Source organism: Limnohabitans sp. TS-CS-82 (assembly GCF_002943475.1).
On sequence record NZ_PTQX01000008.1, the window covers coordinates 46,007 to 68,793 of the forward strand.

Sequence of the window (22,787 nt, forward strand, 5' to 3'; positions counted from 1 at the left end):
GCTGCGCATCCCGCATGTCAGCGCCCTCAGTGGCAAGACCCAAAACGCTTTCTGAACGCCCGAGGCGGCACAGCCCGCCCATCGGCAAACAACCCCAAGTGCTGACTTTGTGCCTGCATCTGCAGCGCGTCATACGGGCCTGCGCGCTGCTGGTAACCCGAAGACCAAGCGTGGCCCTGCGCCACCATCCACGCCCCCACGTCATGCCCTTGGCGCGAGATGTTCGCCAACAAACGGCCATACGTGTCGCGGTAACGCCCCTGCACCTCCACCAACTGACCTTGCAACACCCCATGCAAGGCCTCGCGCGACTGCGGCCCCCACGCTTGGCACACCTCGGGCGCGTCCAGCCCCAGCAAACGTATTTTCTTAGCCTCGCCCCCTTGCAGCGGCTGCACCCACACCGTGTCGCCATCGCTCACATGCGTCACCATGCCGGGCCACGCCAGCGCTGACGCACTCACCCAACAACACGCCCAAACGACAAGGCGGCGCAAGTGCCAAGACGGAAGCACCGTCACAACGACGTGTCTCCTGAAAATTGACGCCCCCGCAAACGGTAAGTCTTGGGCAAATCAGGCGCAATCTCTTTTTTCAGGGCTTGGGCACTGGCATGCAAGCGCGCAAGGAAGCTGTCTAACTGCACCATGTCTTCAGGCGACAAGACACCCAAAATGCGCCGATTGATCTCTTGCACCTCGGGCATCAAGTCTTGGTACAAGCGCAAACCTTCTGCCGTCAACGTCAAGCGAGCGCCTCGTCGGTCGGAAGGCGTCGTGGTGCGCTTGATCAGTTGCTTTTCCACCAAGGTGCTGATGGCACGCGAGGTGCGCGCTCGGTCTAAATGTGCGCGCTCCGCCAGCGTGGACGGAGGCACACCTTCGTGCCCGTAAAGCAAGCCCAGCACACGCCATTCGCGACGCGTGATGCCATAACGCCCTTCGCACAAACGCACGACCATGGCGCCCGCTTCGGCCGACAACAGGCCGAGTCGAAACAAAAGCAAATCATCGACGGAGTCGAGGCGTTGAGAAGGGGTGCGTTGTGTCATCAGGGTTTCCGAGAGGAGCAATTGATTAGAACAATCAAGCATCTGGCACCTACATTGTGAAGGTTTCCCACCTTCACCCCGCCCACGATGACATTCAAACTTCAACACCTCTGCTTGCTGCTGGCTAGCTTTTCACTGCTGCCCGCCGTGCAGGCGCAAGACAAACCTGCGCTCAAAATAGTGGTCGGCTTTCCACCGGGCGGCTCTGCCGACACCCTGGCCCGTCTGATGGCAGACGGCATGCGCGAAGACTTCAGCTCCGTCACCGTCGACAACCGAGCAGGGGCAGGTGGGCGCATCGCCTTGGCCTTTGTCAAAGCCGCCAAGCCCGACGGACAAACTGTGATCGTGCTGCCCAGCGGCCCGATGGTGCTGTTTCCACACGTTTACAAAAAATTGGACTACGACGCGGTGAAAGATTTCACCCCCGTGTCGCAGCTCGCGCGCTTTCAGTTTGGCGTGGTGTCGGGCCCGGCCAGCCACGTCAAGACCATGGCAGAGATGATCGCCCAATCCCGCACCGACCCCAACAACGCGAGCTACGGCACAGCCGGTTCCGGCACGCTGCCGCACTTCATGGGCGTGATGCTCGAACAAGCCGCCGGTATCTCGCTCAACCATGTGCCGTTTCAAGGCGGCTCACCCGCCAACAACGCTTTGCTCGGTGGCCACATTGGCTACAAGTTTGACGTGGTGTCTGAAACCGCCGAGCTGCACCGCACGCAAAAGGTTCGCATCATCGCCGTGACCGGCGCCAAGCGCGACCCGCAAGTGCCGGAAGTTCCCACCCTGAAAGAAGCTGGCATCCCCATGGAGGCCACGGCGTGGTTTGCCATGTACGGCCCCGCACACATGAAGCCCGAAGTGTTGCAACGCCTGGAGAAGTCGGCCATGAAAGCGATGAACCATCCCGCCATGCGCGAACGCATGCTTAAACTCGGTTACGAAGCGATTGGCTCCAACGGTGCAGACTTGGCTGCAGCGCAAAAGGCCGATTTGAAAAGCTGGGAAAAACCCATCAAAGCCACCGGCATCTCGCTGGACTGAACCACATCACATCGTATGACACACACACACGCTCTTTTACGCACGGTGGCACTGGCTATCGCTTGCATCAGCCCCTTTTCGGCAGCCTTGGCGCAAGCCCCCAGCTTTCCGAGCAAGCCGGTGAAGTTGATCAACAGCTTTCCGCCGGGTGGCCCTTCTGACATCTTGGCCCGCTCGCTGGGCGAGGCCTTGCAGCAAACCTTGAAGCAACCTTTTGTGGTGGAAAACCGCCCGGGCGCAGGCGGCAACTTAGGCGCTGACTTGGTGGCCAAAAGCGCGCCCGATGGCCACACGGTGCTGATCGGCATCGACACCACATTCACCGTCAACCCCGGCATTTACAAAAACATGCCGTACAAGCTGAGCGATCTCAAACCCGTGATGATCATTGCGTCTTCGGGCTTGCTGATTGGCGTGAACCCCGCCACGCAGATCAAAACCATGAACGACTTGATCGCGCGCGGACGCGGCAAAGGCTTGACCTTCAGCTCGGGCAGCAACGGCAGCCCTGGGCACTTGGCCGCAGAGATTTTTGGCGATGCTGCCAACGTCAAAGTGACCCATGTGCCCTACAAGGGCAACACGCCTGCGGTGACCGCGGTCATCTCGGGTGAGGTCGACGGCGGTGTGCTGGCCACCCCCGGCATGCTGCCCTTCGTCAAAGCCGACAAGATGAACGCGCTGGCCGTGACCAGCCGCAAACGCTCGCCCCTCGCGCCCGAGGTGCCCACGGTGGCCGAACTGGGTTTGAAAGACTTGTCGCTGGAAGTGCTCTACATCGCGATGGTGCCCACCGCCACGCCCCCTGACGTGGTGGCCATTTTGCAAAAAGGCATGACGGAAGCCTTGGCACGTCCTGACATCAAAACACGTTTAGACAACTTGGACTTGGTCATCGAAGCCGAGACAGGCAGCGCCGCTGCACAGCGCCTTGAAAACCTGCGCAACCGCTACGCCCCCATCATCAAAGCCACTGGCATGCAAATCGAATAACACCGCTCATGACGACACAACGCCCCAACATCATCTTCATCGTCGCCGACGACTTAGGCTTTGCCGACCTCGGCTGCTACGGCGGCCGCGATGCCAAATTTGGTCCCGTCTCCCCCGTGCTCGATGGCCTAGCCGCCAACGGTCTGCGCTTGACCGAAGGCTATTCCAACTCCCCCGTGTGCTCGCCCACCCGCTTCGCCATGATGACGGCGCGCTACCAATACCGCTTGCGCGGTGCCGCCGAAGAGCCCATCAACAGCCGCAGCAAAGGCAGCACCACGCTGGGCTTGCCGCCCGAGCACCCCTCCTTGCCATCGTTGCTCAAAGCCAGCGGCTACCGCACCGCGTTGATTGGCAAATGGCACTTGGGCTATCCGCCCTCGTTCAGCCCCCTCAAATCAGGCTACGAAGAGTTCTATGGGCCAATGGCGGGCGGCGTGGACTACTTCAGCCATTGCAGCGGCAATGGCAGCCACGACCTTTACCAAGGTGAAGAAGAGCACGCGGAAGAAGGCTACTTGACCGACTTGCTGTCCAAACGCGCCGTCGATTACGTGGAACGCATGGCCCCAGGTGCAGCGCAAGACACGCCTTTCTTTTTGAGCCTGCACTACACCGCCCCCCATTGGCCTTGGGAAACACGCGAAGACCACGCCTTAGCCGAGGAAGTGAAAAGCAACCTGTTCCACCTGCACGGCGGCAACATCCACACCTACCACCGCATGATCCATCACATGGACGAAGGCATTGGTTGGATCATGCAAGCGCTGGAGCGCACGGGCCAACGCGACAACACCTTGGTGGTCTTCACCAGCGACAACGGCGGTGAACGCTTCAGCGACAACTGGCCCTTGGTCGGCGGCAAGATGGACTTGACCGAAGGCGGTATCCGCGTGCCATGGATCGCCCACTGGCCTGCCGTGATTGCCCCCGGCGGCGTGAGCCAACAGCACTGCATGACCATGGACTGGTCGGCCACCATGCTGGAGCTCGGTGGCGCCACGCCCGATGCACAGCACCCACTCGACGGCGTGTCGCTCACCGCCGTGCTGCGCGATGCCTCGCACCAGTTCGACCGTCCCCTGCACTGGCGCATGAACCACCGTGGCCAACGCGCCCTGCGTCATGGCGACTGGAAGTATTTGCGCGTCGACGGCAACGACTACCTGTTCAACATTCCAGCCGACGAACGCGAGCGTGCCAACCTCGGCGGCCGTCAGCCCGAACGTTTGCAAGCCATGCGTCAAGCGTGGGAAGACTGGCACGCCACCATGCCCCCTATTCCCGAAGACGCCACCGTGAGTTTGGGCTATTCGGTCAAAGACATGCCTCAACGCTGATATAACAACGCGAGTCCGATTACGATCAGCGCATGCACCACCTGAAACACTGGCTCCCGTTCCTAAACTGGCAACGCCCGACTTCGCAATTGCTCAAAAGCGAAGCCTTCGCGGGCTTGAGTGTGGGCCTGATGGTCATCCCGCAAGGCGTGGCGTATGCCGCGTTGGCGGGCATGCCACTCATCACCGGCATTTACGCGTCGTTGCTGCCGGCGTTGGTGGCGGTGCTGTTCAGCGCATCGCAACGTTTGTCGGTGGGGCCCACGGCGCTCACGGCCATTTTGGTGTCGGCGTCGCTCAGTGGCATGGCCGAACCGGGCAGTTCAGCGTGGATCAACCTCACGGTGTGGCTGTCGCTCATGACGGGCTTGCTGCAGGTGGTGTTGGGTTTTGCACGGTTTGGCTGGTTGCTGAATTTGGTCAGTTCACCGGTGTTGATGGCGTTCACGCAAGGCGCGGGCGTGCTCATCATCTCGTCGCAGCTGCCTGCGTTGCTGGGTTTTCAACATGGCTGGTCCACCCTGCTGACAGGCACGGGCATGGACTGGGCGAGCTTGGCGTTTGGGTTGGTGACGTTGGTGCTGCTGGTGTTGGCACGCCGTTGGCGACCTACGTTTCCGACCGTGTTGGTGGTGGTGCTGGGCGCGGCGGGACTGAGCTGGGCGCTGGGGCTAGAAGCCTCAGGCACAGCGGTGGTGGGCGCATTGCCGCAAGGCTTGCCCGCGCTGTATCTGCCCAGCGTCATTGAATGGGGAATATTCAAACAATTGGTGCTGCCCACCTTGGTCATCACGCTGGTGAGCTTTTTAGAAACCGCCTCCAGCGCCAAGGTCGACAACGACCGCAGCGGCAAACGCTGGGACCAAGACCAAGACTTGATTGGCCAAGGCTTGGCGAAAGTGGCCTCGGGCTTGTGCGGCGCGTTTCCGACCAGCTCGTCGTTCAGCCGCTCGGCGCTGAACCTGTATGCGGGCGCGCAATCAAGCTGGGCCACCTTGGTGTCGGTGGTGGTGATCTTGGCCATCCTCTTGCTCTTCACCCCCATGCTGCACCCCGTGCCGCAGTCGGTGCTGGCCGCCATCGTGGTGGCCGCGGTGATGGGGCTGATCAAGCCCCGTGCATTTGTGCAGCTTTACAAAATTGACCGCGTCGAAGCCGCCACGGCGGTGGTGACGTTTGTGATTACCCTGCTCTCAGCGCCGCGTTTGTATTGGGGCGTATTGGCCGGTGTGGTGATGGGCCTGAGCCACTTTTTGCACACGCGCTTGCACCCGCGCATCATTGAAGTGGGCCTGCACGCCGACGGCAGCCTGCGCGACCGCCATCTGTGGAAACTGCCCCCCTTGGCCAACCACCTCTACGCCCTGCGCATGGACGCCGAACTCGACTTCGCCGCCGCCAGCACCCTTGAGCGCGCCGTGATGGAACACCTCAGCCAGCACCCCAACGTCACCCATGTGTGCCTGTTTGCCATGCCCATCAACCGCATCGACGCCACGGGTGTCGAGAGCCTTGCCAAACTTGAAGCCATGCTGCGCGAGCGCGGCATCAGCCTGCACATCAGCGGCATGAAGCTACCTGTAGAAACCGTGCTGCGCCGCGCAGGCTGTCTGCAAGCGCATGCGGGGCTGCACATGTATCGCACGGACGCGGAAGCGATTGCGCAGTTGCGGCAGTTGGAGACGTTGCCTGCAGATATGGGGTGGTGTATTTAAAGCTCGTCCACTAGAATACTGTTTTTATAAACAGTATTCAATGACGCTTCGCTCCCTCTTCGTCGACTTCAACAGCTACTTCGCCTCGGTTGAACAACAGCTCAACCCCGCGCTACGCGGGCGGCCTGTGGGCGTGGTGCCGGTGCTGGCCGAAACGTCGTGCTGCATTGCCGCCAGTTACGAGGCCAAGGCGCTGGGCATCGGCACAGGCACCGGTGTGGCCGAGGCGCGGCGGCTGTGCCCCGACATTGCCATCGTGCTGGCCGACCACGCCAAGTATGTGGAGATGCACCACCGCGCGGTGGCGGTGGTGGACACGCTGGCCCCCGTGCGCCAAGTGCTGTCGATTGACGAGATGGAGTGCGAGCTAACGGGTCGTTGGCAACAGCGCGAACGTGCGGTGGGGCTGGCCGAGCGCATCAAGGCCGAGGTGGTGGCGCAGCTGGGCGAGTGCATGCGCACCTCGGTGGGCATTGCGCCCAACACGCTGCTGGCCAAGCTGGCGTCGAACATGCAAAAGCCCGACGGGCTGACGGTTCTTGAGACGCACGACATTCCACAACGCCTGCTGGCGCTCAAGCCGTCGGCAATCAACGGCATTGGTCCTCGCTTGATGCAGCGTTTGCAAAGCTGCGGCATTCACACGATGGCGCAGCTGTATGCCGCCCCCCGCGAGCTGCTGCGCACGGCATGGGGCGGCGTGGCGGGTGCCGAGATGTACGACAAGCTGCGCGGCCAGTGGTATGGCCCGCGCGAGGCGGTGGCCAAGTCGCTGGGCCACTCACACGTGCTACCGCCCGACTTGCGCAACCCCGCAGGCGCGTTTGCGGTGCTCAACCGCTTGACGCAAAAAGCTGCCATGCGCTTGCGCAAGCAAAACGTGTACGCCTCCAGCATGAGCGTGCATGTGCGCTGCCGCCACGGGTACGGCGGCAACCGCGGGCAAATGATGGGCGATGACCGCGCCGCACACATTGGTGAAACCCAAGACACCGCGTTTTTGCTGCACACGCTAGAACAGCTGTGGCACAGCGGCTTGCACTTGCTAGCTCAGCCTGTGACGGTGGGTGTGCAATTGCATGGGTTGGTTGAAGCGGGTCAACACACGGGCGATTTGTTTGGGTTTGATGAAGCCGCGGCGGATGCTGCGGATGCAGAGGGTGTGCCCCAACTTACGGGCTCATTGTCAGCGCGCACGGCTCAAAAGATAGAGCCTGTGCGGGACCGCCGCAAACTACTAGCCGCCATCGACATGCTCAACGGCAAGCATGGCAAAAACACGGTGTACTTCGCCAGCGCTCAAGCGGGGCTAGACCACGCGCCCATGCGGATTGCGTTCAATCGGATTCCTGATTTGGAGTCGGAGCGTTAGGCGTTTTAAGCCGTCACGATCCACCCCTCCAGCGGATCGCACGCGGGCAGTCCGTATTGGGCATGACCCGCTGCATGCTGCGCTTGCGCCCACGCAGCTTGCACCATGCACAGCACGGCGTCGAGGCTATCGCCACTGGCATCGTCAACCAAGGTGTCGTGCTGGGCGTGGGTGAGTTTGAGGCGCAGGGCCAAGCGGGTTTGGCCCATCTCCAAAGCTTGCAGCAACTGTTTGCGTGCAATCAAACGCTCGGGCGTTTGTTTGGCCTTGTCGTCGCTTTTGTAGCTGGTGTTGCCGATCAACTCACGCGCCAGCAAGCCGGGGTAAGCCTCCAGCGCGATACGCGTTGGCTGGGAGGGTGTGGCTGGCGCAGAGGGTGCAGCGGGCGCGTACAAGGCTGGCAGCGTGACACCCGCCTCAATCAACAACGGCACACCCGCGTGAAGCATGAAAGCGACCGGTGGGTTCACCCATTTCATGGACGGGCTAGACCCCGCTGGCGTGTCGGTGGCGCGATGGGCGAATTTGCCGCCCACGGGACGCGCATCGCAAAAGGTTTTGAAAATGTCGCGAATCTCAGCGCGACTGAGGGCGGCGTAGTGCTGCATGCAGGCCAACCAATCGTTGGGCCAGTTCAAGGTTTCCACCAGTTCGCGCGGCAAGCCAAACGGCAAATCGAAACCGCCCACCCACGCTTGAGGCTGTTTCAGCCAGTCGGCAAAGGCGCCCAAGGTTTGAAAACGTTCGAGGCTTTGCAGCTGCACGCGGCCAGCTTGGGCGTGGCCGATAGCTACGACGATAGGTTTGCGTTTAGTGGGGCTGCTGCTGAAATCGCAGCCAATCAGGGTCAAGCGCGGCCGACGATGGACGCAGTGGCCATCAACTCTTCCAGCAGCGCGAACGACACGTTGCCCGACACACCGTAAGGATCGAGCTCAGGGGTTTCAGAGTACTTCAACACGATGGACGGATTGAGTTTGTCCAAACGCACATGGCCCATGGTCCAACCGCCAAAGCGACGCTCAGAAATTTCTTCGTAGGCCAAGATCACCACATCTTTGTGACGCGGGTCTTTGACGATGTGGGTGTACAGCGCGTTGACTTGGTTGCGACCACCTTCAATGGCTTGCAAATAAATGCCACCACCAAAGCACAGCACGCCGGTGATGCCGTTGCTGATGTTGTGCTCACGCGAGCTGTTGAGAATGGATTCCGTCTCTTCGGGGGTTTCGGGTTTGACCGAACGGCTGACGTACAACAAGCGAACCAACATGGCATCAATCCTTATTTAGGAATCAGAGACAAGAACTCACGACGCAAGTTGGGGTCTTTCAAGAACGCCCCGCGCATGACCGAGTTGATCATCTTGCTGTCCATGTCTTTCACGCCGCGCCATGACATGCAGAAATGGCTGGCTTCCATCACGATGGCCAAGCCATCGGGTTGGGTTTTTTCTTGAATCAAGTCGGCCAATTGCACCACGGCCTCTTCTTGAATTTGGGGGCGCCCCATGACCCATTCGGCCAAGCGTGCGTACTTGGACAAGCCAATCACGTTGGTGCGCTCGTTGGGCAACACGCCAATCCAGATCTTGCCAATGACGGGGCAAAAGTGGTGGCTGCACGCGCTGCGCACGGTGATGGGGCCAACGATCATCAGCTCATTCAGGTGCTCGGCATTGGGAAATTCGGTGATGGCCGGTGCTTTGACGTAACGACCTTTGAAGACTTCTTGCAAGTACATCTTGGCCACGCGGCGGGCGGTGTCGCCGGTGTTGTGGTCGTGCTCGGTGTCAATCACCAAGCTGTCGAGCACACCTTGCATTTTGGTTTCGACTTCGTCGAGCAAGGCCTCCAATTCACCCGGTTGGATGAACTCGGCAATGTTGTCGTTGCTGTGGAAGCGTTTGCGGGCGGCGGCAATGCGCTCACGAATCTTGACAGATACGGGGGTGCCTTCAAAGTTGTCATTCTCATTCATGGCGTCGATGGTAGCAGCGAACAAATACCCCCATTCAGTAACGTTTTCCAGTCAAAAACACACCAAAGCGCAGCACCCAAGACGAAAAAACATCTAAGGCGCGCTGGGTCCAAGGGCGGTTGAGGTAATCGTGTGGCTCCACGCGACGAGCCCCCGCATTCATGGCGGCCTCCAAGTTGGACTGCAGAGCGCGGGCAAACGCATCGTCGCGCACCACCACGTTGGCCTCGCGCGCCAGCAACAGGCTCAAAGGATCGAGGTTGGACGAGCCCACGGTGGCCCAATGCCCGTCAATCACCGCCACTTTGGCATGCAAAAAACTGGCGTGGTATTCGTAAATTTCCACACCCGCCGACATCAGCTGCCCGTACAGCTGACGCGAGGCACGGTAAGGCAGCAGGTACTCGTATTGACCTTGCAGCAACAAGCGCACGCGCACGCCTCGCTTGGCCGCCATCACCAAGGCACGGCGCAAGCGCAGTCCGGGGAAGAAATAGGCACTGGCCACCACCACCTCGTGGCGCGCAGTGCCAATGGCTTTGCGGTAGGTGCGCTCAATCTCACTGCGATGGCGCACGTTGTCGCGCAGCACAAAATGCGCGCCCCCACGCGAGGGCGAATGTCGCAACGGGTTGGCCAAGCGCAACGCGTCCAAAGCGCCCGCAAAATCTTGATAACGCAAATCACGCACAGCCTCCATGCGCGACCACAGCTGGGTCATGGTGTCTAGCACCGCGCGCACCAAAGGGCCGCGAATTTGAACGGCGTAGTCCAAACGCGGTGCGCTCAACAAGCCGTGCACATGGGGGTCTAAAAAATCATCCAAGATGTTGATGCCGCCGCAAAAGGCCACTTGCGCATCGACCACGCACAGTTTGCGGTGCAGCCGTCGCCAGCGGCTAGGCACCGTCAAACCCAAACGGTTCAAGGGCGAAAACACCCGCCACTGCACCCCCGCTTGGGCCAAGCGTTGCGACCACACATCAGGCACTTGCCCGGTGCCTACACCATCCACGACCACGCGCACCACCACACCGCGCTGCGCGGCAGCCATCAACGCTTCGGCCACATCGGCGCCTGCACCGGCCATGCTGAAGATGTACGTCTCTAACCAAACGTCATGCTGAGCGGCATCAATGGCCTCCACCAACGCGGGAAATAAATCGACCGCCCCCACCAACAAACGCATGGAATGCGTGTTGACAGCGGTGGAGTGAGATCGGGTCACGGCTGCACCCAAGCCAGTTCAACCAGCAGTGGCAAATGGTCCGACATGCGCGCCCAAATGCCGCCTTTGGGCACATGGGTGTCGACGATGTGCACCCCGCGCGCATACACATGGTCGAGTTGCACCAAAGGCAAGCGCGAGGGATACGTCGGCGCAGGCGCCTCGTGGTTGGTGTGCAAACCCACGTCCGCCATCATGCGCGTGATGGTGCTGCCCCAGTCGTTGAAGTCACCGGCCACCAGCAATGGCATATCGACAGGCACCTCACGGGCGATGTAATCGTGCAACTGCTTGATTTGCCGAACGCGACTGGCGGGCAACAACCCCAAATGCACCACCACCACATGCACCTCGCGCTCTTGCACACGCAGGGCAACGTGCAACAAGCCGCGTTGCTCGAAGCGATGGTCCGACATGTTTTCATGGCTGTGCGTCAGGACGGGCCAACGGCTGAGCAACGCATTGCCGTGTTCGCCATGGCGCGTGATGGCGTTGGTGCGGTACACCGGCGTGTACCCCTCGGGCGCTAAAAAGTCCGCTTGGCCCAAGGCAGGCCAATGCGCAAAACGCCGCGCATGGCGGTGGTTGAAAGCCCGCACCTCTTGCAGACACACGATGTCCGCATCGAACTGCTCCACCGCATGACCCAAGTTGTGAATTTCCAAACGACGTGCGGGCCCCAAGCCCTGCACGCCTTTGTGGATGTTGTAAGTGGCGACTTTGAAGGTTTTCATCTGAATGCGCCAGAGTGTGCCTGAGCCAGCAGGCGAACCAAGGTCACAAAAATCTGATACAAACTAGGCATGATGAAAACCAATACTTTCCTACTTATTTCTTCGCTTGTGCTGGGTTGCACATCAGCGGTTGCCAACGACAGCGTGACGCCACGCGAAGCTGCGCCCAAAGTGCAATGGGGCATGAGCTTAGGGTTGGACCGCTACACCGAATCCAAAATGCAACTACTGGGTACCGAAGTCGGTGTCCACGCGCGCCTCAACGGCTTAGAAGCTTTGCCTAACTGGCAATTAGAAGGCGATGTGTTGCTGGGTCGTCAAAAGTACACCAGCACAAACACCGGTGACATGGATGGCGTTTTAAACATCGAAACCCGTTGGCGCGCCCTGGCACCCGTTTATCAAACAGGCACGGGCCAAGAAGGCCTGTCTGCAGGCCTAGGCTTGCAGACACTGTGGAACGATTTGCGCGGCCAAACCAGCACCAATCACAGCGGCTACGAACGCCAAGCCACGCAAATTTGGCTGCCTGTGCGCTGGACCAGCGCTGCGACATGGGAACTCGAAGGGGCGCTGCTATTGCGCGGCACACACACCTCACGTCTGTCTCAAGCCAACCCCATCAATGCCGACATTCGCAACACCCAAACCAATGGCGCGTACCTGCAAGCCAGCACACGTTTCAAATTAGACGATGGCACCAACCTCTCACCCTTCGTCCGGATAACGCGCTTGGGCGACTCCGATACCGTGAAGTCAGGTGGTCAATCTTGGTTTGAGCCCAAGAGCACACGCTGGCAAATCGGCGCAGTCCTGAATTTCTAAGCGCCTCACGCTTGGGACGGCCGCACACCGCGCGGCCTAGCACGCCTCTATGATGCGCGCCATGTCCCAAGCTCCCGAATTCCTCACTGACTTACCCACTTGGCGCGCCGAAAGCGGCGCCCCCGCACCCCGCCGCGTGGTGCGCGCCGACGACACGCTGTCAGCCGATTCGGCCTACCGCTTGGCCTGCGAAGGCACAGGCTTGCTGTGGCAAGGCGACTTTCACAACGCCCGCCAATTGCTGCAAGCCCTCATGCGCCGCGCTGAGCGCAAGCCACGCAAAGTCAGTAAAGCCAGCAAAACGGCAGAAGCAGCCCCCTCGGCAGAGGCCTCCACCGCAAGCTTGGCCGCAGCATCTGCCGCTCAACACTTCCACCTGCACCGCCAAGCCTTGGGCCAGCGCGCCCGCACGTTGGCCATGGTGCTGGTGCCACTCAACGGCGACTACACCATCCCCCTGCGCCGCGCGCCTGATTTGCGTCAAGCCTGCACCGAAGCGTGGGGCCCTGCCACGGGCGAAGCGTGCATGGTGTCGTTGCGCGAACTGTTAGGCCTTGTAGGCGCACACGAATGGCGCAAGAAGGGCCTTGAAATACCAGCCCTAGGCGAGGCCCCCAACAACCGCATTCACCCGCACTACGGCGTGTTCTCGCCCGTGCGCGGCGAATACCTCGACTTGGTGGCTTCCACACCACTGCCCAACAAAACCTTGGCCTTTGACATTGGTGTGGGCACCGGTGTGCTCTCGGCCTTGCTGGCCAAACGCGGGGTGCAGCGCATCGTCGCCACCGACCTCGACCCGCGCGCCCTCACCTGCGCCCGCGAGAACCTAAAGCGCCTGCAACGCATCGACAAAGTAGAACTGGTGCAAGCCGACTTGTTCCCCGAAGGCCAAGCGCCCTTGATCGTGTGCAACCCGCCTTGGGTGCCCGCCCGCCCCAGCTCCCCCATCGAACATGCGGTGTACGACGAAGGCAGCCGCATGCTGCGCGGTTTTTTGTCAGGCCTGCGCGAGCATCTCAGCCCTCAAGGTGAAGGCTGGCTGATCTTGTCGGATTTGGCAGAGCACTTGGGCCTGCGCTCACGCGAAGAGCTGCTGGGCTGGATCGCCGAGGGTGGCTTGACCGTGTTGGGCCGTCACGATGTGCGTCCGCGTCATGGCAAAGCGGCTGACACGTCTGACCCGCTGCATGCCGCGCGGTCTCAAGAGATCACGTCCCTGTGGCGCCTTGGTAGCGCCGCTTGATCCACGGCCAAAAGCCACGCTCGGTGTCTTCTTGGGCTTGCTTGGCCGCCGTGAAGGCTGCGTCAACCGGCACTTGACTTAAGGCCTGCAACACAAACTGGCACACCGCTGGCGTGAATGGCGCAGGGTGCCCAGCTCCCGCCACCTCCAACACCTCGCATTGCGCAAACTCTTGCTGCATCTCACGCACTTGGCTGGACGGACACACGCCTGACGCGCCGCCGTGAATCAGGCGAACCGGCCCGTCGAAGTGGCTCAACAAGTGGCCAAACTTCATGCCCTTCCAGTCCTTGCGGTAAGGCAAATCGAAGTGCGCGGGCGACTGCACCGCCTGCACCGCACCCAAGGTGACGTTGAGTTTTGCAGCAAGCATCTCGGGCTCGGGCAAACGGCCTTGCACTTTCATGCCGTCGTAAAGGCCGTAAATGGACATCCAATGCAAGCTCAGGCCAATGTCGTTGAAAAACAAACCATCGACACGCGGGCCCAATTCGTGCGCCAGATACATCGCCAAAATGCCACCCATGCTGGTGCCCAACACATCCAAACGCATGACAACGCCGTCCTCGCGCAGCACCACCTGCTTTAAAAACGCCAAGGTGTCGGCCAAATACACCGACATGGCGTAGCCCTGATCGCCCGGCAGTGGGCTCGAATCACCACGGCCTGCATGCTCCAAGCTGATCACGCGCAGTCCACGCACGCCTTGCGCTGCTTGCAGCAAAGGATCAAACGATGCACGGGTTTCTAAAAGACCCGGCAAACACAACAACACATGTGTGCTGTTGGCATCGCCTACCTCGCTGTACGCCAAGTGGCGCTGGGCAGCGGGCAGTGCGTAGTGGCGAGCGGGAAATTGGAAAGTAGTCATAACTAGGGTTTATCCTAATCGATTCGCCAGCACCTTGACGACGCCAGTGAGGTCGCCGCTAACATCTCGTTCATGCTCAAACACACCTACGCCACGAACGACAGCACGACTGTTCTGAGCCTTTCGGGGCTGACTGGCGGACCCGGCGCAACGCCTTTGTTCACCAACCTAGACTTCTTCCTTCCCGCCGGCGTCACGGCCGTGGTGGGCGACGAGGGCCAAGGTAAAACCAGTTTATTGCGCCTGCTGGCCGCTCATCTCCAACCCACAGAGGGGCAAATGACGCTGCACAGCCCCCACTGCCAATGGCCCGTGCAAACGACCGACTACCAACACCAAGTGTTTTGGTGCGATTTGAGTTTGCCTGGTCAAGACAACGACACCGTGCAAGCCTGCTGGGATGCCTGGCGAATGCGCTACCCCCGCTTCGACGATGCGCTGTTGCAACAGCTCATGCCAGCGCTGAGCTTGACCGAACACACGCACAAACAGCTCTTCATGCTGTCCACCGGCAGTCGCCGCAAAGTCGCGATTGCAGGCGCGCTGGCCTCGGGCGCCGCTGTGACCTTGCTAGATCAACCGTTTGTGTCACTCGACGCGGTGTCCATCCAAGAAGTGCTGAACTTTTTACAAGACATGAGCGCGCACCCCACACGGGCTTGGGTGGTGGCAGATTACACAGCGCCTGCAGGTGTAGATTTGGCGTCGCTCATCGCGCTTTGATCTGGCTCCATCGAGAACACTCAACGCGGCCACAAAAGCAAAACGCCACCCGAAGGTGGCGTTTTGCTGAGGAACATCAGGGCTGATTAAGCCTTGGCTGCATCCAAGTTGCGCAAGCGGATGTGCAGTTCGCGAAGTTGCTTCTCGTCCACCGGGCTTGGGGCTTGGGTGAGCAAGCACTGGGCGCGTTGGGTCTTGGGGAAAGCAATCACGTCGCGGATCGATTCGGCGCCGGTCATCAAGGTCACGATGCGGTCCAGACCGAAGGCCAAGCCGCCGTGTGGAGGCGCGCCGTATTGCAAGGCGTCGAGCAAGAAGCCGAACTTGAGCTGGGCTTCTTCGGGCGTGATCTTCAAAGCATCAAACACTTTTTGTTGCACATCGGCGCGGTGGATACGCACCGAGCCGCCACCCATTTCCCAACCGTTCAACACCATGTCGTAGCCCTTGGAGATGCACTTCTCGGGCGCGGTGACCATCCAGTCTTCGTGGCCGTCTTTGGGTGCCGTGAAGGGGTGGTGCACAGCGGTGTAGCGTTGGCTTTCATCGTCGAACTCGAACATCGGGAAGTCGACCACCCACATCGGCGCCCAACGGTCTTCAAACAGGCCGTTGGCTTTTCCGAAGGCGCTGTGGCCGATCTTGATGCGCAGAGCGCCGATGGCGTCGTTCACCACCTTGGCCTTGTCGGCACCGAAGAAGATCAGGTCGCCGTTTTGTGCGCCGGAACGCTCCAGCACGGCGTTGAGGGCCGCGTCGTGGATGTTCTTGACGATGGGCGACTGCAAGCCGTCACGGCCCTTGGACAGGTCGTTCACGCGGATGTAGGCCAAGCCCTTGGCACCGTAGATCTTGACGAACTCGGTGTAGGCGTCGATCTCGCCACGGCTGATGCCGCCACCTTCGACCGAGCCATTGGGCACGCGCAAAGCAACCACGCGGCCGCCTTTCATGTTGGCAGCGCCCGAGAACACCTTGAAGTCCACATCGCCCATGACGTCGGTCACTTCGGTGAACTGCAGCTTCACGCGCAGATCGGGCTTGTCGGAGCCGTAGATGTGCATGGCGTCCTGGTAGGTCATGACCGGGAACTCGCCCAGGTCCACACCAATGGTCTTCTGAAAAACGCGCTTGATCATGCCCTGGAACATGTCGCGGATTTCTTCTTCGGTCAGGAACGATGTTTCGATATCGATCTGGGTGAATTCGGGCTGGCGGTCAGCGCGCAAGTCTTCGTCACGGAAGCACTTGGTGATTTGGTAGTAACGGTCATAGCCCGCCACCATCAACAGCTGTTTGAACAACTGAGGCGACTGAGGCAACGCAAAGAAGTGGCCGTCATGCACGCGGCTAGGCACGAGGTAGTCGCGGGCGCCTTCGGGCGTGCTCTTGGTGAGCATCGGAGTTTCGATGTCCACAAAGCCGTTTTCGTCCAAGTACTTGCGCACTTCCATCGACACTTTGTAGCGCAGCATCAGGTTGTTTTGCATGTACGGGCGACGCAGGTCCAGCACGCGGTGTGTGAGGCGTGTGGTCTCAGACAAGTTGTCGTCATCAATTTGGAACGGCGGTGTGACCGACTCGTTCAACACGATGAGTTCGTGGCACAGCACTTCGATCTTGCCGCTCTTCAAACCTTCGTTGGTCGTGCCATCAGGACGGGCGCGCACCAAGCCTTTGACTTGGATACAAAACTCATTGCGCACGTTCTCGGCCACGTTGAACATCTCGGGACGGTCAGGGTCGCACACCACCTGCACATAACCTTCACGGTCACGCAAGTCGATGAAGATCACGCCACCGTGGTCACGGCGACGGTTGACCCAGCCGCACAGGCTCACGGTTTCGCCAATCAGGGCTTCGGTCACCAGACCGCAATAGTGGGAACGCATTGCCATTTTTATTTTCTCTTTTCGTTGATAGCTGGGGCGCTAGGAGATACAGCGCCCATGGAGATGACATACGTCAGCGCTTCATCCACACTCAAATCGAGATCGATGACATCACTGCGTGGCACCAGCAAGAAAAATCCGCTGGTGGGGTTGGGGGTGGTGGGCACGTAAACACTCAGGTGCTCGCCTTGCAACTTGGAAGCGACTTCACCCACGGGAGTCCCCGTTTGAAAGGCGATGGTCCACATGCCCGCGTGGGGGTATTGCACCAACAAGGCTTTGCGAAACGCATTGCCGTTGCTAGAAAACAAGGTGTCCGACACCTTCTTCACGCTGGCGTAAATCGACTTGACGATGGGGATGTTGGTGAACAACTTGTCCCACTGACGCACCAGCCATTTACCCAGTACGTTGGAGGCCAAAGCACCGGTGACCAACAGCACAAGCAGCACCAAGACCACGCCCAAGCCGGTCATGCTGCGCATGTTCGTGACGCTGTCCTGAGATACCAAAGGGCGAAACTTGGAGATGGTGTCGATGAAGATGCCATCCATCACGCCCACGAGCCAAGTCAGCACCCAAACCGTGATGGCCAAAGGTGTCCAGACCAACAGGCCTGCGAGCAGATATTTTTTAATGGGCATGAAGTGCTCGGGTAAGGAGGGAAGTTTTTAAACGCAAATCAGTGGCAAGCGCATGACGCGCCACAACCACCGGCAGCCGCCGGGGTACTGGCCGAAGACTCGCTGGTGCTCGCAGCCGCAGGTGCCGCAGCGCTATCGCTGCTAGGCGCTGACGCATCGGCAGGCACGGCTGCTGGCGCCGAAGTGCCGCCAGAACCGCCTTTGAAGTCGGTGGCATACCAACCCGAGCCTTTGAGCTGAAAACCAGCGGCTGTGAGTTGTTTAGAAAACGTGGGTTTGCCGCAAGCTGGGCAGTCGGTCAACGGATCGTCGGCCATTTTTTGCAGGACGTCCTTGGCATGGCCGCAGGACCCGCATTTGTAGGCATAAATGGGCATGGCTAGGAGGGTTCGGTAAAACCACCAATTATAGGCGCCCGCCCCGTCTTCAAGGCCCATGCGCCAAGCCCGCACAACAGGGGCTTGCCCAGCACCTCTGGGCCGTCAGGCCACACCCACCAATTTGTGATGGCTGCTGTGGGTATTGCGAATGGTTTGCGGCCCCAACGAACCCAACACCATCCCCGTCAAACTGGCCAACACCCCTGCCAATTGGGATGGAAACACCTCACCCGCAGGCGTGAGTAAAAAAACGCCCCAAGTCAGCAAGCCCAACACAATCGCCAAAATGGCGCCTTGGGTCGTGGCGCGCGACCAATACAGGCCAAATGCCAATGGCACAAACGTACCGACCAAGGTGACTTGGTAAGCACTCGACACCATTTCATAAATCGATGTGCCCTGCATACGGACGGCATACCCCAGCACCAACAGGCTGAACACCAGCACCGTCACACGCATGGCTTTGAGTTCTTGTTAGTCGCTTTGATGGGGGTGAAATTGACGCCAAATGTTCTCGGTGAACGTCACGCTGGGCGCCAGCAAAGTCGCCGAAGCGCACGACTTGATGGCCGACAACAGCGCACCAAAAAACAAGACCTGCATGACAAACGGCATTTGCGTCATGACCAAGGTGGGCAGCACTTTTTGAGGGTCGTCAGCCATGAGCGCCTTCGCCTGCTCGGGCATGATGATCATGGCGCTGACCACCAAAAACATGGGCACAAACGCAAACAAGATGTAGCAAATGCCGCCAATCACGGGGCCATGTGTGGCGGCCTTGATGCTGTTGGCCGACATGACGCGTTGAAACACGTCTTGCTGCGGAATCGACCCCAACATGATGGTGATGGCCGAGGCAAAGAAAAACAACACGTCCTTGGTGTTGGGCTCAGGCCAAAACTTGAACATGTCTTGGCTGATCGCCAGCGCAATCACCTTGTCGGCACCACCGGCCTGCCCTGCGGCAAACACAGCCAAGATGGAAAGACCCACCACCAAAATGATCATCTGAATGAAGTCGGTGATGGCCACCGACCACATGCCACCAAACAAGGTGTAAGCCAAGATCGACACCACACCAATCACCATGCCCAGCTCTAAGCTGACCACGCCATCGGACAAGAGGTTGAACACCAAGCCCAAAGCCGTGACTTGCGCCGACACCCAGCCGAGGTAGCTGACCATGATGATGAGCGAGCACACCACTTCCACCGTGCGGCCATAGCGCTCGCGGAAGTAGTCGCTGATGGTGAGCAAGGTCATGCGGTAGAGCTTGGCGGCAAAAAACAAGCCTACAAAAATCAAGCAAAAACCCGCGCCGAAGGGGTCTTCCACCACGCCGTGCAAACCGCCGTTCACAAACTTGGCAGGAATGCCCAACACCGTCTCAGAACCAAACCACGTCGCAAACGTGGTGGTGACGATCATGGCCATGGGCAGGTGACGACCTGCGATGGCAAAGTCAGCCGAGTTTTGAACACGCTTGGCCGCCATCAGACCAATCGCGATGGTGACCAGCAAATAGACGATGACGAGTGTGAGCAGCACGGGTCAACTCCCGAAAAATCAAAAAAACGCGTGGGTGCGCAACACCACCTGAACCACGATCAAACCGCCCAAAAAGCCAGCGCCCACCCACATCAGGCGTTGCAGCATGCGGTTGGTGCGGCGCTGCTCTTCGATGAGCAATTGCAACTGGGCGTTGCCGTCGTTTTGGCGGTGCTTCAAAAAATCGTGCACCAAGCGCGGCAACTCGGGCAAGAGCTTGGCGTAGCGCGGTGCTTCGGCCACCAATTGGTCCCACAACTTTTTGGGGCCCACTTGGTCGAGCATCCACTTTTCCAAGAACGGTTTGGCGGTGCTCCACAAATCCAACTCGGGGTCGAGTTGACGGCCCAAGCCTTCGATGTTGAGCAGCGTTTTTTGCAGCAACACGAGCTGCGGCTGAATCTCGACATTGAAGCGGCGCGAGGTTTGGAACAAACGCATGAGCACCATGCCAAGCGAAATCTCTTTCAGCGGGCGGTCAAAGTACGGCTCGCAGACGGCGCGAATGGCCGACTCCAACTCGTCCACCCGCGTGTCCGCTGGCACCCAGCCCGACTCCACATGCAGCTCAGCCACACGCTTGTAGTCACGGCGAAAAAAAGCGGTGAAGTTTTGCGCCAAGTACTCTTTGTCAAACTCTGTCAACGTGCCCACGATGCCAAAGTCCAGCGACACATAGCGGCCAAAGGTGGCTGGGTCGAGGCTGACTTGGATGTTGCCCGGATGCATGTCCGCATGAAAAAAACCATCGCGAAACACTTGGGTGAAGAAGATGGTCACACCGTCGCGCGCCAGCTTAGGAATGTCCACACCCGCGGCACGCAAACGGTCCACTTGGCTGATGGGCACGCCCTTCATGCGCTCCATCACGATGACATCGGTGTGGCAGAAGTCCCAAATCATTTCGGGGATCAGCACCAAATCGAGGCCTTCCATGTTGCGGCGCAGTTGCGCGGCGTTGGCGGCTTCGCGCACGAAATCGAGTTCGTCGTGCAGGTACTTGTCAAACTCGGCCACCACTTCACGGGGCTTCAAGCGTTTGCCGTCGGCACTGAGGCGGTCAACCCAACCGGCCATCATGCGCATGAGGCTCAGGTCTTTGTCGATGACCGTCAGCATGCCGGGGCGCAACACTTTGACGGCCACTTCGCGGGTCAAGCCATTGCGGTCTTGGATGACGGCAAAGTGCACCTGCGCGATGGAGGCACTGGCCACCGGCTGGTGCGTGAACTCAACAAAGATTTCATCCAACGAACGACCAAACGCACGCTCAATGATGGCCACGGCGGCGTCCGACGAAAACGGCGGCACACGGTCTTGCAAGTGCGCCAGCTCGTCGGCAATGTCGGGGGGCAGCAAATCACGGCGGGTGGACAGCACTTGGCCGAATTTCACAAAAATGGGGCCGAGGTGCTCCAGCGCTTCGCGCAAACGCTGGCCACGTGGCGCCGACAAGTCGCGTCCGATGGACACGATGCGCGCCAGCAAACGCAGGCCCGGCTTTTGAAAACTGGTGAGCACCAGCTCGTCCAAGCCATAGCGCAAGACGATGAGAACGATGTAGATGCCGCGCAACAAGCGTGTCATGTCGAAGCCTTTGTCGTCATGCGCTGTTGCACAAAGCTGCGTAAAGCATCCACCACACGCAGACCGGTTTGCACCAAGGTGTGGGCGGGGGCGTCGCCAATCAAACGGGCCAAGTCTTCTTCAGCATCCCAACGCACATGGTCGATGAGCCAATTGACTTCGGCAGCCAGCTGCACATCGCCCTCAATGCGAATAGGTGGCTTGTCGCCCTGCAACACGGTTTTGGCCAACGCGAAAGGGGAAGGTTCATTCACACGCAAGACCAAATCGGCCACCGAGGCGCCGCCTTGAGGCGGCATGAACTCGACCAAGCCTGCAGGCGTGAATTGACATTGAAACACTTGGTCGCGCCAGCACACCTGCACTTGACGGCCTTTTTGGCGCTGCAAGCGGTCACGCGCCGCGGGCTCGTGCATCAACACATGGTTCAAAAACAAGACCACGCGCTGCTGCACTTCAGCCACCGCCCAAGCGGGCGGCGTGAAAGAAGACGGGAAATCGGTAGGAATTTTGGCGCGCAACGCATCTGCTGCGTCGGCCAACCAAGAAAAAGGGGACTGTGTTGCCATAGTCCCCAATTATTCCCTGTTTGGGCGCTCCTCTCGAAGCGCCCTGATCTGACCGAGGTTTATTGCAGCGCTTGCACGCCTGCCACCAACCAGCCCAAGCTGCCGTCTTTGGGCTTGGTCATGTTCCAGACTTCGCGGAATGGGGTGGGTCCAGCAGACGCATCTTCACGAATCAAACCTGAGAACTCGACGCTGGCCATGTAAGCCGCACCAACCTCTTCAACGCCCAACAACTGCGCGTCCAACATGACCACCTCGGTGTGGTTGACTTGACCGCTGGCCGTTGCCTCGCGCTCGGCCAATTGGGTTTTGATTTCGTCCAACATGCTGTCGGTCATCATGACGCGCAAAGCAGGAATGTCTGAACGGTCCCACGCTTGCTGCAACGTGATGAAGTTTTCTTTGGCGGCGTTCACAAAACCCAAAGCATCAAATCCAGCTGGAATACCCCACGTCTGGTTGCCAGCCAAGCCAGAACCAATCATGGAACCGCCTGCATACGCAGCCTGAGGGGCGTAAGTGGGGTCGGTGTCCATCGGACGAGCCGAAGCGTCGTTGCCCACATTTTTGGGGTTGTACTGCGGCAAGTTGCTGGGATTGACGGGTGCGCCAGCACCTTCAAAAGCGAAAGGGCTATTGCCTGTTGCCTGCGCAGATTGACGACGGCGCATGACCATGCCCACCACGATCATGATGCCCAAAGCGATCAAACCAAACATCAAGAATTGGCCAAACTCAGCGCCAAAACCCAGTGAGTGGGCCAACCAAGCCAAACCCAAACCGGCGGCCAAACCACCCAACATGCCACCCATACCCCAAGATTTCTTAGGCTGAGCCGCAGCAGGCGCTGCGCTAGGTGCGGCCGTTGGCGCAGGCGTGACGGCTGGCGCGGGTTTAGCGGCGTCGCGTTGCGTCACGTTGCTGGACTGCTGCCCGACGGACTTACCGCCACCCAAACGTTTCGCCGCATCGGCGTGCAGGCTTGTAAAAGCCAAGGCAATGACCAAAATTGTGGACCACAGTTGTTTCATTTTTTCATCTC

22 protein-coding genes and 1 pseudogene are annotated in these 22,787 nt (G+C 59.6%); 8 read left to right on the forward strand and 15 right to left on the reverse strand.

Annotated elements, in window-relative coordinates; genetic code table 11:
• Positions 1 to 26 precede the first annotated feature (26 nt).
• Complete coding sequence (locus C5F52_RS16115) at positions 27 to 521, reverse strand: thermonuclease family protein (RefSeq protein ID WP_236657890.1); 495 nt, start codon at positions 519 to 521, stop codon at positions 27 to 29.
• Complete coding sequence (locus C5F52_RS16120) at positions 518 to 1,051, reverse strand: MarR family winged helix-turn-helix transcriptional regulator (protein ID WP_104799393.1); 534 nt, start codon at positions 1,049 to 1,051, stop codon at positions 518 to 520. Before C5F52_RS16120 ends, C5F52_RS16115 begins: the two co-directional genes overlap by 4 nt.
• An 87-nt stretch (positions 1,052 to 1,138) precedes the next feature.
• Here C5F52_RS16120 and C5F52_RS16125 point away from each other — a divergent pair, with 87 nt between their 5' ends.
• The 5 genes from C5F52_RS16125 to C5F52_RS16145 are packed head-to-tail and all read left to right on the forward strand — an operon-like array spanning position 1,139 to position 7,518.
• Entirely contained in the window at positions 1,139 to 2,098 is a 960-nt protein-coding gene (locus tag C5F52_RS16125) for a tripartite tricarboxylate transporter substrate binding protein (protein ID WP_104799394.1), read from the forward strand.
• Positions 2,099 to 2,113: 15 nt separating this feature from the next.
• Positions 2,114 to 3,091: a tripartite tricarboxylate transporter substrate binding protein gene (locus C5F52_RS16130; RefSeq protein WP_104799395.1), complete on the forward strand. Its 978-nt coding sequence runs from the start codon at positions 2,114 to 2,116 to the stop codon at positions 3,089 to 3,091.
• Positions 3,092 to 3,099: 8 nt separating this feature from the next.
• Entirely contained in the window at positions 3,100 to 4,431 is a 1,332-nt protein-coding gene (locus tag C5F52_RS16135; protein ID WP_104799396.1) for a sulfatase, read from the forward strand.
• Positions 4,432 to 4,463: 32 nt separating this feature from the next.
• Positions 4,464 to 6,146, forward strand: coding sequence for a SulP family inorganic anion transporter (locus C5F52_RS16140; protein WP_104799397.1), 1,683 nt, complete (start codon positions 4,464 to 4,466; stop codon positions 6,144 to 6,146).
• A 40-nt stretch (positions 6,147 to 6,186) separates the two neighbouring features.
• Entirely contained in the window at positions 6,187 to 7,518 is a 1,332-nt protein-coding gene (locus C5F52_RS16145; RefSeq protein ID WP_104799398.1) for a DNA-directed DNA polymerase, read from the forward strand.
• 5 nt (positions 7,519 to 7,523) lie between these two features.
• Here C5F52_RS16145 and C5F52_RS16150 read toward each other — a convergent pair whose 3' ends face one another.
• From C5F52_RS16150 to C5F52_RS16170, 5 genes are read right to left on the reverse strand one after another with little or no spacing between them, the layout of a single operon-like run.
• On the reverse strand, positions 7,524 to 8,369 hold the full coding sequence (locus tag C5F52_RS16150; RefSeq protein WP_104799399.1) for a DUF429 domain-containing protein: 846 nt from the start codon (positions 8,367 to 8,369) through the stop codon (positions 7,524 to 7,526).
• On the reverse strand, positions 8,366 to 8,791 hold the full coding sequence (locus tag C5F52_RS16155; protein ID WP_104799400.1) for a BLUF domain-containing protein: 426 nt from the start codon (positions 8,789 to 8,791) through the stop codon (positions 8,366 to 8,368). The genes C5F52_RS16150 and C5F52_RS16155 overlap by 4 nt, the downstream gene beginning before the upstream one ends.
• 11 nt (positions 8,792 to 8,802) lie before the next feature.
• Entirely contained in the window at positions 8,803 to 9,498 is a 696-nt protein-coding gene (gene folE, locus C5F52_RS16160; protein ID WP_104799573.1) for a GTP cyclohydrolase I, read from the reverse strand.
• A 34-nt stretch (positions 9,499 to 9,532) separates the two neighbouring features.
• Positions 9,533 to 10,726 carry a cardiolipin synthase ClsB gene (clsB, locus tag C5F52_RS16165; RefSeq protein WP_255416374.1) on the reverse strand — a complete coding sequence of 398 codons (1,194 nt, stop codon included), beginning with the start codon at positions 10,724 to 10,726 and terminating at the stop codon, positions 9,533 to 9,535.
• On the reverse strand, positions 10,723 to 11,460 hold the full coding sequence (locus C5F52_RS16170) for an endonuclease/exonuclease/phosphatase family protein (protein WP_104799401.1): 738 nt from the start codon (positions 11,458 to 11,460) through the stop codon (positions 10,723 to 10,725). The genes clsB and C5F52_RS16170 overlap by 4 nt, the downstream gene beginning before the upstream one ends.
• Positions 11,461 to 11,529: 69 nt before the next feature.
• Between C5F52_RS16170 and C5F52_RS16175 the strand changes: the two genes are divergently transcribed.
• Both C5F52_RS16175 and C5F52_RS16180 read left to right on the forward strand, forming a co-directional pair.
• Complete coding sequence (locus tag C5F52_RS16175; RefSeq protein WP_146100100.1) at positions 11,530 to 12,285, forward strand: hypothetical protein; 756 nt, start codon at positions 11,530 to 11,532, stop codon at positions 12,283 to 12,285.
• 61 nt (positions 12,286 to 12,346) lie between these two features.
• Positions 12,347 to 13,531: a class I SAM-dependent methyltransferase gene (locus tag C5F52_RS16180; RefSeq protein ID WP_104799574.1), complete on the forward strand. Its 1,185-nt coding sequence runs from the start codon at positions 12,347 to 12,349 to the stop codon at positions 13,529 to 13,531.
• Here the strand turns inward: C5F52_RS16180 and C5F52_RS16185 are convergent.
• Positions 13,497 to 14,402: an alpha/beta fold hydrolase gene (locus tag C5F52_RS16185; RefSeq protein WP_104799403.1), complete on the reverse strand. Its 906-nt coding sequence runs from the start codon at positions 14,400 to 14,402 to the stop codon at positions 13,497 to 13,499. The genes C5F52_RS16180 and C5F52_RS16185 overlap by 35 nt on opposite strands.
• A 72-nt stretch (positions 14,403 to 14,474) precedes the next feature.
• On the opposite strand from C5F52_RS16185, the gene C5F52_RS16190 reads away from it, so the two are divergent.
• A complete protein-coding gene (locus C5F52_RS16190) occupies positions 14,475 to 15,125 on the forward strand; it encodes an ATP-binding cassette domain-containing protein (protein ID WP_104799404.1) in 651 nt (216 codons plus the stop codon).
• 86 nt (positions 15,126 to 15,211) lie between these two features.
• Here C5F52_RS16190 and aspS read toward each other — a convergent pair whose 3' ends face one another.
• The 7 genes and pseudogenes from aspS to C5F52_RS16225 form a co-directional block, all read right to left on the reverse strand.
• Positions 15,212 to 17,023: an aspartate--tRNA ligase gene (gene aspS / locus C5F52_RS16195; protein WP_104799405.1), complete on the reverse strand. Its 1,812-nt coding sequence runs from the start codon at positions 17,021 to 17,023 to the stop codon at positions 15,212 to 15,214.
• 2 nt (positions 17,024 to 17,025) lie between these two features.
• Complete coding sequence (locus C5F52_RS16200) at positions 17,026 to 17,661, reverse strand: DUF502 domain-containing protein (protein WP_104799406.1); 636 nt, start codon at positions 17,659 to 17,661, stop codon at positions 17,026 to 17,028.
• A 38-nt stretch (positions 17,662 to 17,699) separates the two neighbouring features.
• Positions 17,700 to 18,038, reverse strand: coding sequence for an FmdB family zinc ribbon protein (locus C5F52_RS16205; RefSeq protein ID WP_104799407.1), 339 nt, complete (start codon positions 18,036 to 18,038; stop codon positions 17,700 to 17,702).
• Positions 18,039 to 18,143: 105 nt separating this feature from the next.
• Positions 18,144 to 19,589 (reverse strand): annotated as a pseudogene (locus C5F52_RS16210) (sodium:solute symporter family protein).
• A gap of 18 nt (positions 19,590 to 19,607) precedes the next feature.
• A complete protein-coding gene (gene ubiB, locus C5F52_RS16215) occupies positions 19,608 to 21,176 on the reverse strand; it encodes a ubiquinone biosynthesis regulatory protein kinase UbiB (protein ID WP_104799408.1) in 1,569 nt (522 codons plus the stop codon).
• Positions 21,173 to 21,745: a hypothetical protein gene (locus C5F52_RS16220; RefSeq protein WP_104799409.1), complete on the reverse strand. Its 573-nt coding sequence runs from the start codon at positions 21,743 to 21,745 to the stop codon at positions 21,173 to 21,175. Before C5F52_RS16220 ends, ubiB begins: the two co-directional genes overlap by 4 nt.
• Positions 21,746 to 21,804: 59 nt before the next feature.
• A complete protein-coding gene (locus C5F52_RS16225; protein ID WP_104799410.1) occupies positions 21,805 to 22,776 on the reverse strand; it encodes a Tim44 domain-containing protein in 972 nt (323 codons plus the stop codon).
• Positions 22,777 to 22,787: the final 11 nt, after the last annotated feature.